Below are 15,940 nucleotides of genomic sequence, written 5' to 3' on the forward strand. Positions count from 1 at the left end.
AGGGCACGCAGGGAACAAGCAGGCGGCTTACTGCTCGGACGGGGGACCCCGCGCGGTCGCCCGCCGGTCAGGCGAGCAGGGCGGCGACCACGATCAGTGCCGGAATCGCCAGGGCCGAGGACAACAGCACCGAGTCGCGGGCCAGCGGTATGCCGCGCCCGTAGCGAGTGGCGAACATGAAGACGTTCTGGGCGGTGGGCAGGGCGGACACGACGACTGCGCCGAGCAGCCTCTCGCCGTCGAGCCCGAAAAGATGATGTGCGGTCAGGTAGGCGGCCACCGGCATGAGGACCGTCTTGAGCGCCGTCGCGGTGAGCACCTGGAGGCGGTCCGGGCTGCGCCTGAGCGGTCTGCTCCCCGGCAGGGACATCCCGAAGGAGATCAGCACCATCGGAACCGCGGCGCCGCCGATCAGGGTGAGGGAGTCCCACACCGGCGCGGGCGGCCGGATCCCGGTCGCGGCCACGGCGACGCCGAGCAGCGAGGTGATGATCATCGGGTTGCGGAACGGTTGGGTGAGCACGGCCAGCACGGAGGGCTTCCGGCTGGAGGTGAGGTCGAGGATCGTCAGGTAGAGCGGCGCCAGGAGGAGGAGTTGCACGAGGAGTACGGGAGCGATCAGGGCCGCGTTGCCGAGGGCGTAGACGGTGATGGGGATGCCTATGTTGTTGGCGTTCACGTAGGAACTCGCCATGGCGCCGATCGCCGTTTCGGCTGCCGCCCGGCGGAAGAGGAACCTGCTGATGAGCACGTAGACGCCGGCGACGCCCAGCGAGGAGATGAGGGCGATCGGCGCATACTCCGAGAACACCGAGCCGAGGTCGGCGTCCGCGAGGACGGTGAACAGCAGGGCCGGATTGGTCACGAAGAATGCCACCTGGTTCAGCGCGGCTCCGGCCTGGGGTCCGCCGATGACGAGGCGCCCGGCGATGTAACCGACCAGGATCACGGCGCCGACGACGGCGAAACCACCCAGCACTCCGAGCATGCGTCCTCCCTCCGTGCAGTCGAGACCGATAGCACCGCTTAAGAACCTAGTGCGTCCTGCGGTGGAAGCAGGACGCACCAGGTCCCACCGGGCAAGCGGGGTCCGGAGGACGACAATAGCGGGCCTCGACAGGCCACATGGCAGACTCCGCCTGAAGCGGCAAGCGTTTTCCCAAAAGCATTGATTAGTTGTCGCGAGCACCGTTAGGCTGACGGGACGTCGCTGCTGATCTGCTCCGGACGCCGCCGTACCCGGCATCCGGAAGGGCAGTCGATCCCGCTCACCGTTTTCAATGACGAAACGAGAAGGTACCTCCCCATGCCCCGATCCGGTCTCCAACGCGCCCTTTTCACCTCCCCGCTTCTCGCCGGGGTCACGATCCTCGGTCTCTCCGTCGCCGGGACACCCGCGCTCGCGCTCGATCCACCGCCTCCACCCGCCGCCGCTGAGGCACAGTCGTCGCTTCCCGTTCCGACGAACCTGCGCATGGCACGCGTGACGGAGACGTCCGTGATGCTGCGCTGGAACGAGGTCCGGGGCGCCACCGGCTACGTCATCTCTAGGGCGGATTCGGTGGGTGGCGACTACGTGCAGGTCGCGGAGACCGGCGGTGATGTCTTCGCCACCGATCCGTCCGTCGACACCTCGACGCCGCACTTCTACCGTGTCCAGGCACGTGGAACGGACGGCATCACCGCTCCGTCCGCCGCGACGGCGTCGAGCTTCTACAACAACCCGCCCGCGCTGCCCGACGGCGGATTGCTCACGTTCGACCTCGGCTCCGGTGCGCTGGCGCCGGGCGCCGCGCGGTTGGACGCATCGTCCGCCTATGGCGCCACCTCGCGGGCGGGATTCGTCGATCCGTCGGAGGTCACGGCTACCGACCGCGGGACGCCGGACGCCACGCGCTCCGACTTCGTGACGGTCGGCGACACCGATCTCGTCGTCGATCTCCCCAATGGCGACTACACCGTGGGCCTCACGGCCGGCGACGCCGCGGGCGCGACGGACATCGCGATCGTGGCCGAGCAGATGACCAAGGTGCAGCCCACGGCGCGCACTGCAGGGCAGTACCTCGAGATGTCCTTCGACATCGCCGTCGTCGACGGCCAGCTCAACCTCGACTTCGCCGGGACGGCGGCCAACCTGAACGCGCTGACCATCAAGCGCCAGGCGGACCGCGCACAGGCCCCGACGCCGACGGTCTGGGTCACGGGTGACTCGACGGTACAGACGTACCGGTCGGATGTCGCACCGCAGGCGGGCTGGGGGCAGATGATCGACCGCTATCTCGACGACGACGTCGCCGTGGACAACCGGGCGATCGGCGGCCGCAGTTCCAAGAACTTCATTAGCCAGGGCCGCCTCGACGAGGTGCTCCGCGGCATCAAGCCGGGGGACTACCTGTTCGTGCAGTTCGGCCACAACGACAACAGCTACGGTGTCGACGACCGCTTCGCCGCCCCCGCCGACTACTACGAGTACCTCCGGACGTACGTGGACGGCGCGCAACAGCGCGGTGCGACGCCGGTGCTCGTCACCCCGGTGTCCCGACGGGCGTTCGGGACCGACGGCAAGGCCGTGGTGTCCTTCCCCGCCTACGTCGAAGCCGTGCAGAAGCTGGCCGCGGAGACCGGCACGCCGATCGTCGACCTCGCGGCATCGAGCCGCGCCTACCTCGACGAGATCGGAGCGGAGGCAGCCAAGTCGGTTTACCTCCACGTCCCGGCCGGCGTCTACCCGAGCAGGCCCACGGGCACGGTGGATGACACCCACTTCCAGGAGTACGGCGCCATCCAGATGGCCCGCCTGGTCGCCGACGGCGTCGCGGGGCTCGACATCCCGCTGGCCGCCGAGGTCGAGGAAGCCGAACCGCCGGCGGCAGTGCCGGCAGCTCCGGCCGGGGTCGTCGTCGCGAGCGTCTCCAACTCCACCGCACAGCTCACCTGGGGCGCCGTGGAGGGCGCGGACATCTACCGCGTGTTCAGGAAGGACGCGGGGACGGGGGACGAAGCGTACGCCCTCGTGGCGACCTCGACCCTTCCGCAGGCGGCCGTGCCGGGCCTTGCTGAAGGCAGGGAGTACGACGTGCGCGTCGTCGCCGTCAACGGGCGCGGAGAGTCGGCCCCGTCCGCGGCTGTGCGCGTCGCCACGAAGTCGCCCCTCCACCGCTTCGACGTCCAGCAGGCCGGATCGCCGGTGATGCCCGGCTACACCGAGGTCAACCAGACGAGCGCCTACTCGGCACAGCGTGGCTGGGGCTTCCTCAACACCACGGGACTGGCCGGTCGGGATCGCGGGATCGCGTTCACGCCGCCGCCCACGGACCTCGAGCGCGACTTCCTGCTGCCGACGCCGAGCCACGACTTCGCCGTCGACGTACCGAACGGCTCCTACGCCGTGAGGACGTACAGCGGTGACTGGATCGGCACGAGCCGCTCCAACGTGCAGCTCGAGGGCAAGGACTTCGGATCGGCCAACGCCGGCCGTGCCGCCGTCGCACAGAAGACCAGCGAGCCCGTCCTCGTCACCGACGGCCAGCTCAACCTCGTGATGACGGGGACGTCGTCGCGCCTCAACGGCATCGAGATCACGCCGCTGCAGCTGGCGCCGTCGGACCTCGCGCTGACGGACCTCAGCATCGACGGGGCCGGTGTCGCCGTGTCTCTCACCTGGCAGGCGGCCGAGGGAGCCGCGGGCTACCGCGTGTACCGCACGGCGTCCGGCTCCAGGGAGCTGGTCGCGATCGGCGACACGAAGGACACCGCGTTCACGGACACGACGGCGGACGTCGGGCTCGAGTACACGTACACCGTCGTGGCCCTCGCAGCGGGGGGCACCGAGTCCGTCGCGTCGAACGCGCTGGTACTCACCACGGTGGATCCGGACGTCCCGACGGCACCCGTGCCTACCGGGCTCACACTCGGCGCCGTCAACAAGAACGACGTCACGATCAACTGGACGCCGTCGGACGGAGCCCTGTTCTACCAGGTGTACCGCGCCGAGCCGAAGGCCGACGGCACGCTCGGCGACTTCGAAGCCGTGGGCCGGGCCGACAGCGCGAGCTACACGGACCGCGATGTCCTCACGACCATCGAGTACACGTATGCAGTCGCTGCCGTGAACGCCGGCGGCGCCTCCGAGCGGTCCTCGACGATCACCTCTCCGGCGGCCACCACGCTGCAGCGCCAGGCCGAGCGGCTGGACCGGGCACCCGTGGCGGTGCAAAGCGAGGGCGGCGTCTACGTGGGGTGGCGCATGCTCGGCCTGGACGACGACGGCATCGCCTTCCACGTCTACCGCGACGGCGAGCGCGTCACGGATTCCCCCGTCACGGCGAGCACGAACCTGCTCGACAAGGAGGGCTCGGCGGAATCGGTGTACCGCGTGAGTGAGGTCGTCGACGGCGTCGAGCGCTGGGCCACCGAGGACTTCACGGTCTGGGACCAGCAGTACCTCGACGTCCCGATCGAGAAGCCAGCGGACGCCGTCACCAAGGACGGCCAGCCGTACTCCTACAAGGCCGGTGATGCCTCCGTGGGCGACGTCGACGGCGACGGTGAGTACGAGGTCATCCTCAAGTGGGATCCCACCAACAGCCGCGACAACTCGCAGGCCGGCTACACCGGGACCGTCTACATCGATGCCTACAAGCTCGACGGAACGCGCCTGTGGCGTATCGACCTCGGGAAGAACATCCGGGCCGGCGCGCACTACACGCAGTTCCAGGTCTTCGACCTCGACGGCAACGGGAAGGCGGAGGTCACCCTGAAGACCGCCGACGGCACCGTGGACGGCGCGGGCACCGTCATCGGCGACCCTGCGGCCGACCACCGGAACTCCTCCGGCTACGTCCTCAGCGGCCCCGAATACCTCACGGTGTTCGACGGCGCGACGGGCGCGGCGGTCGACACGATCGACTACGTCCCGGCCCGGGGCGCCGTCGGATCGTGGGGCGACACCTATGGCAACCGCGTGGACCGCTTCCTGGCCGGCGTGGCCTACCTCGACGGCGAGAAGCCGAGCGTCGTCTTCAGTCGCGGCTACTACACCCGCGCCGTGATCGCCGCCTTCGACTTCGACGGCACCAACCTCACCTCGCGCTGGACGTTCGACTCCGACGAGTCGGGCAGCCAGTACCGGGGACAGGGCAACCACGAGTTCTCGGTGGCGGATGTCGACGGGGACCAGAAGGACGAGATCGTCTTCGGGTCCATGACCATCGACGACGACGGCGAGGCGCTGTACACCACGGGCCTCGGCCACGGCGACGCCCTGCACGTCTCCGACTTCGACCCGACCAACCCGGGTCTCGAGGTCTTCGCGGCGCACGAGGACATGAACTCCTCCGGCAACCGCGGTGCGACCTACCGCGACGCCGCGACGGGTGAGATCCTCTGGTCCATCCCTGCCGCCCGCGACACCGGCCGTGCGGCCATGGCTGACATCGATCCGAACCACCCCGGCGCGGAGGGCTGGGCGATCGGCGGGGACGCCGCCTACAACTCGCCGGTCGGTCAGCTCCGCTCGTCCTCCGGCGAACTGCTGTCGGAGAAGATTCCGGCGGCGAACTTCGTCACCTGGTGGGACGGCGACCTGCTGCGCGAGATCACGGACAACGACTACGATGCGGCGGCGGCCGCCGGAGTCCCGACCATCTCGAAGTGGAACCCTGCCACGCAGGAGTCCGAGGAGATCTACCGGGCCGAGGGCACGCTGAGCAACAACACCACGAAGGCGAACCCCGCCCTGCAGGCGGACCTCTTCGGTGACTGGCGCGAGGAGATCATGACGCGCACCGACGATTCGTCCGCACTGCGCATCGCGACGACGGTCGACGTCACCGATCACCGCATCAGGACGCTGCAGTCGGATCCGGTGTACCGGCTGGGCGTGGCGTGGCAGAACACCGCGTACAACCAGCCGCCGCACACCTCCTACTTCCTCGGGAAGGACATGCAGGAGCCTGCGGCACCGAGCATCTCCTACACGGGCGAGGACACAGGGCCGGGCGAACTCGTGAACCCGGAGCCGTCCTTCGTGCCGGGCCCCGCGGGAGCGAAGGACCTCAAGGACGCCACCGGCGTCGACCTCGGTCTCGCGGGCGAGAAGTTCGGCCGCGGGCCCAGCGAGGTAACGCTGGAGAACCTCGAAGCGGGCGAGTGGTACTACGTGTACCTCAACGGCTCGGGGCTCGGCTGGCGGCAGGCGTCCGACGACGGCGAGGTCACCGTGACTACGCCCGCGGACACCCGCCCGGGCAACAACAAGGTCGTCGTGTACTCCGGCGACGGTGCACTCCATGGCTGGGAGGCGCTCCGGGTCACCGGCAGCTGACGGCGAGCACAACGGACACCGCAGGGGCCCGGACGTTCGACGTCCGGGCCCCTGCCCTGTCCGCCGGCGGGTCAGGACTGCTCAGGGCCCTTGCTAAGCTCTCGACGAAACAATCACGACTTCGAGGGAGCAGGCAGTGGCTGAGGGTGCGCGTACGGACGTCGACGGGCTCGAGAAACCGAAGTGGAGGATCGTCGGACCAGGGCTGCTGGCCGCGGCGACCGGCGTCGGCGCCGGCGACCTCGTCGCCACCCTGATAGCTGGCAGCCAGTACGGGTACGCGCTGCTGTGGGCCGCGGTGATCGGTTGCGTCCTCAAGATCATCCTCGTCGAGGGAGTGGGTCGCTGGTACCTCGCCACGGGCAAGACCATCTTCCAGGGCTGGCGGACCCTCGGCGTCTGGACCAGCTGGTACTTCGGCCCGTACATCGTCATCTGGGGTTTCGTGTACGGCGCGACCGCGATGAGCTCCACGGCGTTGCCACTCCAGGCACTACTCCCCGCGATCCCGCTCAACGTCTTCGCGGTGGCCTCGGGGCTGATCGGCCTCGCCCTGGTGTGGTTCGGCCGGTACGGGCTCTTCGAGAAGATCATGACCGTGATGATCGCCATCATGTTCATCTCGGTGGTCGGCTCGGCCGTCCTCGCCCTGCCGAACATCCCGTCGATGCTCACCGGGCTGGTACCCACCCTCCCTGCCGGCTCCGTCTTCTACGTGCTGGGGCTCGCCGGCGGCGTCGGAGGCACCATCACCCTCGCGGCCTACGGGTACTGGCTGCGGGAGAAAGGGTGGAACCGGCCCAAGTGGATGAACGTCATGCGGGTGGACAACACGGTGGCGTACACCGTGACCGGCATCTTCGTGGTCTGCATGCTCATCCTGGGCGCCGAGCTGCTCTACTCCGCGAACATCTCGCTCCAGACGGGCGACCGCGGCCTGCTCGACATGGGCGAAGTGCTCGAGGACCGCTACGGGGTCGTCTGGGCGAAGGTCTTCCTGGTGGGTTTCTGGGCGTCGTCGTTCTCCTCGCTGCTGGGCGTGTGGCACGGCGTCAGCCTCATGTTCGCCGACTTCTGGGCGAACTTCCGCAAGAAGGCGGACGACCTCTCCGACGACGACGCTCCGGGCGCCACCAGCAAGCCGGCACGTGCATACATGCTGTGGCTGACCGTTCCGCCGATGCTGCTGCTGCTCATCGGACGGCCCTTCTTCCTGATCCTGCTCTACGGGGTCCTCGGTTCCTTCTTCATGCCGTTCCTGGCCATCACGCTCCTGGTCCTCCTGAACAGCACCCGGCTCGCGAAGGAATGGCGGAACAAGTGGCTGTCGAACGTGTTCCTCACGGTCACGACCATCGTGTTCCTCGTCCTTGGCGCGAACGAACTCGTCAAGGCGGTCTCCGGAGGCTGACCCGCGGCGGGGGTGCATGCCAGACTGGGGTCATGCTCGTAGCCTTCAGTGTCGCCCCGTCCGGAACGTCCGACCTCTCCCGCGAGAACCCCGACGGGTCCGTGCACGACGCCGTGGCCGCCGCAGTGGCCGTCGTCCGTGAATCCGGACTGCCGAACCACACCGACTCGATGTTCACCACGATCGAGGGGGACTGGGACGAGGTGATGGCCGTGGTCAAGAACGCGACGGAGGCAGTGGGCCGCTACGGCAGCCGCGTCTCCCTCGTGCTGAAGGCGGACATCCGCCCGGGCCGCACGGGCGAGCTGACCGGCAAGGTCGAGCGGCTCGAGGCGGCGCTCACCGAGCAGGAACAGTTCGAGGGCCACTCCTGACGCGACAGCCGGTCACTCCATAGCCTCAGGACACTAAACTGGCGTGGTGACACAGCCCTTGCTGACGCTGCCCTACCTGATCCGACCGGCCACCGTGGACGACGCCGAGGCGTATGCCCGCACGCACGTCGCAGCCCTGCACGAGGCGTACGAGCACATTATGCCGCCGGAGTATCACGAGTACTACGACGCCGAGCTACCCGCCATCATCGAACGGCGGCGCGCAGCCTTCGAGGAAGCGGAGGGAACGTCGGGCAGCGCGCGGAGCTGGCTGGCCTGCGACGACGGCGGCCCCGTGGGCATCGCGACCTCCGGCCCGGGGCGCGACGAGGACAGGCCCGACTTCGAGCTGCACCACCTCTACACGCTGCGGTCCACGCATGGCACGGGCCTCGGGCAGCGGCTGCTCGACACCGCCATCGGGACCCGCGCGGCCTACCTCTGGATCCTCGACGACAACCCGCGGGCCGAGCGCTTCTACCTCCGCAACGGCTTCGTGCCGGACGGCACCAGGATGCTCTGCGGACCCACGTGGCACCACAAGCCCATGTTCCGCATGCACCGCCCCGACCAGCCGGGCTAGCACCGCGGGCAGGCGCTGCCCCGACTGGCCCGGCACTGCGCGCCGTTGTACGCGCCGTTCCCGCGATACGGCTCGGGGGAGCGCAACCAGCGACAATTGGACCGAACGTCCACCGGTCGTTCCGGCATCGACCGGTACCGGGCGGGCGCAGCAAGCACCCACAGGAACCGCTCGGTCTCCCGTTGGAACGACGACTCGAAGAGGCTTTACTGATGGCGAAACCCGCGGGTGCGCGCCCGGAGATCGGCGAGTTCCCCATCGACACCGGTACCTGCGAGCTCGAGCCGGACCCGTACAACGCCAACGGCTGGGTATTGCGCATCAACGGAGTACCCAGCTCGCACATCGACCTCGCCGACCCACTCCGGCTCGACTTCGAGTACATGCGGTGGATCGCATCCCTCGTCGACTCCCGCTGGGCGGCGTCCGAGAAGCTCCGCGTCCTGCACCTCGGAGGAGGGGCCTGCTCGCTCGCCCGCCGGTTCGCAACCTCCCACCCGCAGGCACGCCAGGTCGTCGTCGAGCTGGACGGACGACTGGCGGAGCTGGTGCGTGAGTGGTTCGACCTCCCGCGGGCGCCCCTCGTCCGTATCCGGGTGGGCGAGGCGCGGGCCGTCACGGAGTCGCTCAGTGAGCAGAGCCGCGATCTCGTGATCCGCGATGTCTTCGCCGGGAGCGTCACTCCCGAGCCGCTCACCACGCTGGAATTCACGCAGGCTGCCAAGCGTGTGCTCGCCGCGGACGGCGTCTACGTGGTCAACTGCGGAGACGGCCCGGACCTGTCGATGGCCAGACGCGAAGCGGCCACCATCGGAGAGGCGTTCGACCACACCGTCGTTATCGCCGACCCCGCCATGCTCAAGGGCAGGCGCTATGGCAACGTGATCATCGCCGGGAGCGACGCTCCGCTGGCCGGGGACCCGGGGCTGGCACGCGAACTGCTCGGCGGTGGCGTTCCGGCGCAGATCTGGCAGGACGCCCGGGTGAGGTCCTTCGCGGCCGGGGCACGCATTCTCACGGACTGACCAGGCGTAGCGGGCCCGGTGGTGGCTGACGACGGGCCACGCCGAGTCGCTCAGGGCCGACCGGCGGGAAGCAAGGGGTCACGGGCGGGCCGTCGCTTGACGTCGCGGACGACGCCGGCGACCCGGGCGGGGCCTGCGGGGACCGGAAACTCGCAAGCCCGAGGTGTCCGAAGCGTCAACCCGGCCGAGGATGAACGGGGGCCACGGGCACCCCGAACAGCCCGGCACTAGGCTGGCAGCGTGGAAGTGGGACTGCTGGGAATCATCGGGATCGCCGTCCTCGTGGCGGTCGCCGTCCTCTCCAGGCGCGTGGGTGTGGCAGCCCCGCTCATCCTGGTGGTCGTCGGGATCGGACTGTCCTTCGTGCCCGGGGTTCCCGGTTTCAGCATCCCGGACGAGTGGATCCTCACGGGCATCCTGCCACCCCTGCTCTACGCCGCGGCGATCAAGACGCCCGTCACGGACTTCCGACGCAACCTGACGCCGATCGTCAGTCTCTCGGTGGCGCTCGTCGTGGTCTCGGCGCTCGCTACGGGGTTGCTCCTGCATGCACTCCTGCCAGGGTTGGGCCTCCCCGCGGCGATCGCGCTGGGCGCCGTCATCAGTCCGCCCGACGCCGTAGCGGCCACCTCGATCGGGCGGAGGCTCGGTCTGCCGCCGCGCCTGCTCACGGTGCTCGAGGGGGAGGGCCTGGTCAATGACGCCACGGCGCTCGTTCTCCTGCGCAGCGCCATCGCAGCATCAGCGGGGGCATTGTCCGGCGTCGGCTCGGCCGTCGCGGACTTCGCGTTCGCCGTCGTCGTGGCGATCCTGGTGGGATACGTGGTCGGCGTGGTGACTGTCCTCGTCCGCGCGAAGCTCGACGATCCCGTGCTGGACACCGCCATATCGCTGGTGGTCCCGTTCGTCGCCTTCATCCCCGCCGAGGAACTCGGCGCCTCGGGAGTGCTGGCGGTGGTCGTGGCAGGGATCTACACGGGCCACAGGAGCGCGAGCCACCTCGACGCACGCGCCCGGATCAGCGACAACGTGAACTGGCGCACGGTGCAGTTCCTCCTCGAGAACGGCGTCTTCCTGCTGATCGGACTCGAGGTCCGGAGCCTGCTGCAGAATATCGACGAATCACTGCTGACGGTCGGGCAGACGGTGCAGATCGGTCTCCTGACCACCCTCGTGCTGATCCTCATCAGGTTCGTCTGGGTGTTCCCCCTCGTGCTGCTGATGCGGCGGCTGCCGAGCCGGGCCGAGCGGCGGACCTTCCAGCTTCGACGGGGCCTGGCCAGACTCAAGCAGCAGGAGCACCTCGATGGGCGGCAGGAGCGCCGCAAGCGGGCCTTGACCAGGCTGTACGCGCGACGCCAGGCCGACTTCGACCTCGAACGGCGTGAGGGATTCGGCTGGAAGGGCGCCACCGTCCTCGGGTGGTCCGGCATGCGCGGAGTGGTGACGCTCGCTGCGGCGCAGTCCCTTCCGTCGTCGTTCGCCTACCGGGAGCAGTTGGTGCTGATCGCCTTCACCGTCGCCGTCGCCACCCTGCTGGTGCAGGGCAGCACCCTGCCCGCCCTCATCCGGGTGCTGAGGATCGAGGGCATCGATGTGGGCACCGATCGGGAGGAGTCCGCGACTCTCTTCGATGAACTGCGGAGGGAGGGCCTCCGTGTCCTGGAGGACCCGCAGGCCGTCGTGGGGGAGGACGTTCCTGTGGACGACGACGTGCTGGACCGCGTGCGGATGGAAACGGGCATGCGGAGCGAGGTCGAGTGGGAGAAGGCCCGTCTGTCGGAACAGAAGCTCGTGCGCTCGCCCCATCGCCAGTACCGCGACCTCCGCCTCGCCGTGCTCGAGGCGGAGCGGCAGGCACTATTGGCAGCCAGGGCCCGCGGAACCTATTCCTCGCGGGTGCTCGCACGGGCCCAGCGCATCCTCGACGTCGAGGAGACGCGCCTGCGGCCACGGAGCGGCTAGCACGGAGCAGTTCCTTCCGGTGGCGCTGCCTCGTCAGATTCCGAGGAGCTCCTCGATGGGCCCGATGCCGAAGAAGACCACGAAGGCCGCCGCGACAGCCCACATCAGCGGGTGGACTTCACGGCCGCGGCCCTGGATGGCGCGGATCAGGACGAAGGCGACGAACCCGGCGCCGAGCCCGTTCGCGATCGAGTAGGTGAACGGCATCAGGGTGAAGGTGAGGAAGGCCGGGATGGCGATGCCCCAGTCGTCGAAGTCGATGCGGCCTACCTGCGCGACCATCATGAAGCCGACCACCACGAGTGCGGGCGCCACGGCTTCGAACGGCACGAGGCTGATCAGCGGCGTGAAGAACATCGCGAGCAGGAACAGCAGGCCCGTGACGACGTTCGCGAGGCCGGTCCGTGCGCCTTCCCCGATGCCGGCGCCGGACTCGACGTAGATCTGGTTCGACGACACGGATCCAGCGCCACCGGCCACTGCACCGAGGGCGTCGATCACCAGCACGCGGTTGACGCCCGGGATGTTGCCCTTGGCGTCGACGAGCTTCGCCTCGTTCGCGAGACCCACCATCGTGCCCATGGCGTCGAAGAAGATGCTGAGGAGGATCGTGAAGGTCAGCAGGATGGCGGCGGTGCCGCCGAGGTGTCCGAAAGCGCCGAAGAGGCTGACGTTCCCCACGAGGCTGAGATCGGGAACGCCGACCCACGAGCCGGTCGGCAGTTCGGGGACCACGAGGGACCACCCGGCCGGATTCGGCTCCTGGCCGGGAGAGACGCTGGCGCCGACATCGAACACGGCTTCGAGGACGACGGCGAGGACCGTCGCTGCCAGCACGCCGATGAGGATGGCGCCGCGCACCCTGCGGACCACGAGCGCGATTGTCAGGATCAGGCCGAACACGAAGACCAGGGTGGGCCACCCGATCAGGACGCCGCCGAACCCGAGTCCTACGGGCACGGTGGTGTTGGCGACGTCGGGCACCCGCCGGACGAAGCCCGCGTTGACCAGGCCGATCAGGGCGATGAACAGGCCGATGCCGACCACGATCGCCGTCTTCAGGCTCTCCGGCACGGCGTTGAACACCGCCGTCCGGAAGCCTGTCAGCACGAGGACGAGCATGGTGAGGCCCGCGAGCATGACCAGGCCCATGATGTCCGGCCAGGTGAGGCCCGGGTTGGTGGCGACAGTGATCGCGACGAACGCGTTGACGCCGAGCCCCGTGGCCAGCGCGAACGGGTACTTCGCCCAGGCGCCCATCACGATGGTGAGGATGCCGGCCACCAGGGCGGTCACGGCGGCCACGCGCTCGAATCCCAGTTCGGCTCCGGAGGAATCCGCACCCGCGAGGATGAGCGGGTTGAGCACCACGATGTAGCTCATGGCGAAGAAGGTGGCGAGTCCACCGCGGATCTCCCGGGAGAACGTCGACCCCCGCTTCGTGACGTCGAAGTAGCGATCCAGCACGGAACCAGTTTTGAGCATGGGGGATCCTAGGGCGTAGGGACGGGGAGCGATCGCAGAAATTCTATCCCGGCGCTCGTGCGGGGCTCCGTTCATGACGAACCCGGGCAGGCGCATGCCCGTACGAGTGCCAGCATCTGATCAGTGTCGACGCGTAGGGTTGGACCATGGCTGCCCTTCCGACCCTGCCCGAACAGCACCCGATGAGCGCGCGTAGCGACCGCCGTCGTCGTCCCGCCCCCTCCGCTGCCGCGATCGTCTCCGCCGTGCTGCTGACGCTCGCCGTGCTCCTCGGCGCGGGCGGAGCGGCGAGTGCGCACGACGAACTGGTCGGCAGCAATCCTGCCGAGGGCGCCACCCTGGAGGTGCTGCCGCCTGCGCTGGAGCTGAGTTTCTCGAACGTTCCCTCGGGGATCGGCGCCCAGGTGCAGGTTCTCGACGAAGCCGGTGTGGACTGGGCCGACGGTCCGGTAGCGATCGTCGATCGCACCGCCAGCCAGCCGCTGAGGGCCGGTGCCCCCGCCGGCGAATACACGGTGAACTGGCGCGTCGTGAGCTCGGACTCGCACCCCATCGAGGGCACCTTCGCCTTCAGGACCCAGCAGGGCACGACGACGGTCCCGGACTCGGCGACCACCGCCGGCCCGCTGGACGCCCAGGAGGACCCGGCCAACGAGACGCAGACGGCCGGGGTGAGTGACTTCCCGTGGAGTGTCGTGCTGATGATCGCAGCCCTGATAGCCATCGCCGTCGCCCTTGCGGTGACCGCCCGGAAGCGGCTCGGCGCGAACAAGTAGGGCGGATGGCCGTGCGGCAAGGATGACGCTGTCGTACGAGCAAGTAGCGCAGACGGCCTGCCGAGGGCAGGAGCGGTCAGGCTCCCAGGGGCGAGATGGCTGCCCGAGGCGGGGCGATGCGATTGAGCGCCGCCGGACCCTGGGTCACGATGGCGTCGCTGACGAGTTTCGCCTGGCGGACGATCTCGCGCGTGGTGGGCGTCAGCAGTTCGCCGACGCCGACGAGGTGGAGGCCGATGGCGCGGAGGGCCGCCTTGAAGTCGCGTCCGATCGCGATGCCCATCGAGTTGAGGAACCTGCGCAACTCGTTCTGCGGGTACTTGGTCAGCACCACATGATCGGCGAGCAGCACTCCGTCTGCCGTCTGGACCGCCCACTTCTTGCGGCCCACGGGCGCCGAGAGGAGCTTGGGGTGCCCGATGATGCTGAGGTGTTCCGCCACGGTGCTCTGCCGCACGTCGAGCTGGTGGGAGGCGGCATAACCGCGCAGGAGGCGCATGAGTTCGGTGCGCTCGGAGAGGGAGACGGAGTCGGTCATCACGGTGCGCATGGCTCCGGAGTCGAAGCACTCGAGGCTCTCGACGACGATCGAGTCGATGCCGCGGCGGCTGAGTTCGCTGGCGACGGCGAGACCGGACAACCCCGAACCGATGACCACCGTGCTCGTATGCTCTGCTGACGCGGGTAGCGCAGACGCAGAGCGGGCCGGGTCGAGCGGCAAGGAATCCACCGAGTTACCTCCACACGAAGCATTGGTCCCGTACGGCCCGGCGCCTCTTCCGGGCCGTACGGACTCTTGGCTGCGAACGGGTCAGCCAAGAGCACTGCGCATAGGGGTATTCCAGCCATCAGGCCGGGCCCCCGCAACGGTTCATCGAAGCCTATATAACTTTTCAGACCGTGGATAGACCGATGCACAGGAGTGCGCTACAAATGGGGAACCGGCCGCTCAGGCGGGAACAACACGCGACCGAGGGGAGATCTGCCGTGAGCAGCGAGCACGCAGAGGGATTGTCGCAGCACGGGATCGTGGTGGGCGTCGACGGCTCCGACCAGAGTACGTGTGCCCTGTTGTGGGCCGCGAGGGAGGCCGAGCGGCGCGGGGCGCCGCTGTACGTCGTGACGGCGTACACCGTGCCCGTCTTCGCGGCCTCGAGCATGGATGCCGGCTATGCGACGGTCGACGACGACGTCATCCGGGAGAGCGCCCAGGCCGTCCTGAACGAGTCGCTGTCGCACCTCGAGGGTATCAGTGTCGACGTACACCCCAGGATCGAGACGGGCGATGCAGCAGGTGTGCTGCTCGATCTGTCCGAGGAAGCCGAGTTGATGGTTGTCGGGTCACGTGGTCGCGGCGGCTTCGTGGGCCGGCTGCTGGGCTCCGTCAGCAGCGCCCTGCCGGCGCACTCCAAGTGCCCGACGGCAGTGATCCCGGTGTGCACGGGCGCGCGCCTCGGGCATCCCGAGCTCGGCGGCAAGTCGGGCAGGGAGAGGCCCTCTGCGACGGTGGAACCTGTCGTGGTGGTCGGGGTGGACGGCTCGGAACAAGCCCGGATGGCGTCGCTCGCTGCAGCGGAGGAGGCGCGTTCGAGGGGACTGGCGCTCAGGGTCATCTGCTCCGTCGCCCCCTTCAACGGCTCGCTGGCGTGGGTGCCGGCACCTGTCGACCGCGAGGCGCTTCACGCCGATCTCGCCCTTCAGCTCGCGGCCGGCCGGGACTGGCTCAAGAGCCACTTCCCCGACGTCGACATCTGGGTGGACCTTGTGGACGGCCCTCCCGCGGAAGTCCTCATCGAGGCATCGGCGACATCCGAGCTGCTGGTCGTAGGAACCAGGGGCCGCGGAGGCTTCGCCGGGATGCTCATGGGTTCCACGAGCCAGGGCGTCCTGCACCATGCGCGGGGGCCGGTGCTCGTCGTGCCGGACAAGGCTGATCCACGGCTCGACGACCGGAAGTCCTTCGGCCCGATGATCGCGCCCGTACGCTAGCCGAATC

Annotated in this window: 11 protein-coding genes; 8 read left to right on the forward strand and 3 right to left on the reverse strand. The window is 68.8% G+C overall.

Annotated features, from left to right (window positions below; all coding sequences use genetic code 11):
- Window positions 1-67: 67 nt before the first annotated feature.
- On the reverse strand, window positions 68-988 hold the full coding sequence (locus CXQ96_RS08215; RefSeq protein ID WP_104117570.1) for an AEC family transporter: 921 nt from the start codon (window positions 986-988) through the stop codon (window positions 68-70).
- Between the two features lie 318 nt (window positions 989-1,306).
- Here CXQ96_RS08215 and CXQ96_RS18990 point away from each other — a divergent pair, with 318 nt between their 5' ends.
- From CXQ96_RS18990 to CXQ96_RS08245, 6 genes are all read left to right on the forward strand, one after another.
- Window positions 1,307-6,325, forward strand: a complete 5,019-nt coding sequence (locus CXQ96_RS18990; protein ID WP_219816113.1) for a fibronectin type III domain-containing protein — start codon at window positions 1,307-1,309, stop codon at window positions 6,323-6,325.
- 136 nt (window positions 6,326-6,461) lie between these two features.
- Window positions 6,462-7,736, forward strand: a complete 1,275-nt coding sequence (locus tag CXQ96_RS08225; RefSeq protein ID WP_258058960.1) for an Nramp family divalent metal transporter — start codon at window positions 6,462-6,464, stop codon at window positions 7,734-7,736.
- Window positions 7,737-7,768: 32 nt separating this feature from the next.
- On the forward strand, window positions 7,769-8,110 hold the full coding sequence (locus CXQ96_RS08230; protein ID WP_104117572.1) for a thiamine-binding protein: 342 nt from the start codon (window positions 7,769-7,771) through the stop codon (window positions 8,108-8,110).
- A gap of 46 nt (window positions 8,111-8,156) precedes the next feature.
- Window positions 8,157-8,693, forward strand: a complete 537-nt coding sequence (locus CXQ96_RS08235; RefSeq protein WP_258058961.1) for a GNAT family N-acetyltransferase — start codon at window positions 8,157-8,159, stop codon at window positions 8,691-8,693.
- A gap of 212 nt (window positions 8,694-8,905) precedes the next feature.
- On the forward strand, window positions 8,906-9,718 hold the full coding sequence (locus CXQ96_RS08240; RefSeq protein ID WP_104117573.1) for a spermidine synthase: 813 nt from the start codon (window positions 8,906-8,908) through the stop codon (window positions 9,716-9,718).
- Window positions 9,719-9,958: 240 nt separating this feature from the next.
- A complete protein-coding gene (locus tag CXQ96_RS08245; protein WP_104117574.1) occupies window positions 9,959-11,683 on the forward strand; it encodes a sodium:proton antiporter in 1,725 nt (574 codons plus the stop codon).
- A gap of 33 nt (window positions 11,684-11,716) precedes the next feature.
- Here the strand turns inward: CXQ96_RS08245 and CXQ96_RS08250 are convergent, their stop codons facing one another.
- Window positions 11,717-13,168 carry an NCS2 family permease gene (locus CXQ96_RS08250; protein WP_104117575.1) on the reverse strand — a complete coding sequence of 484 codons (1,452 nt, stop codon included), beginning with the start codon at window positions 13,166-13,168 and terminating at the stop codon, window positions 11,717-11,719.
- 146 nt (window positions 13,169-13,314) lie between these two features.
- Between CXQ96_RS08250 and CXQ96_RS08255 the strand changes: the two genes are divergently transcribed.
- On the forward strand, window positions 13,315-13,944 hold the full coding sequence (locus CXQ96_RS08255) for a copper resistance CopC family protein (RefSeq protein WP_258058963.1): 630 nt from the start codon (window positions 13,315-13,317) through the stop codon (window positions 13,942-13,944).
- 76 nt (window positions 13,945-14,020) lie between these two features.
- Here the strand turns inward: CXQ96_RS08255 and CXQ96_RS08260 are convergent, their stop codons facing one another.
- Complete coding sequence (locus tag CXQ96_RS08260; protein WP_223263244.1) at window positions 14,021-14,674, reverse strand: FAD-dependent monooxygenase; 654 nt, start codon at window positions 14,672-14,674, stop codon at window positions 14,021-14,023.
- Between the two features lie 257 nt (window positions 14,675-14,931).
- Between CXQ96_RS08260 and CXQ96_RS08265 the strand changes: the two genes are divergently transcribed.
- On the forward strand, window positions 14,932-15,933 hold the full coding sequence (locus CXQ96_RS08265) for a universal stress protein (RefSeq protein WP_258058964.1): 1,002 nt from the start codon (window positions 14,932-14,934) through the stop codon (window positions 15,931-15,933).
- Window positions 15,934-15,940 lie beyond the last annotated feature (7 nt).

Source organism: Arthrobacter sp. B1805 (genome assembly GCF_002929745.1).
Taxonomy (GTDB): domain Bacteria; phylum Actinomycetota; class Actinomycetes; order Actinomycetales; family Micrococcaceae; genus Arthrobacter_D.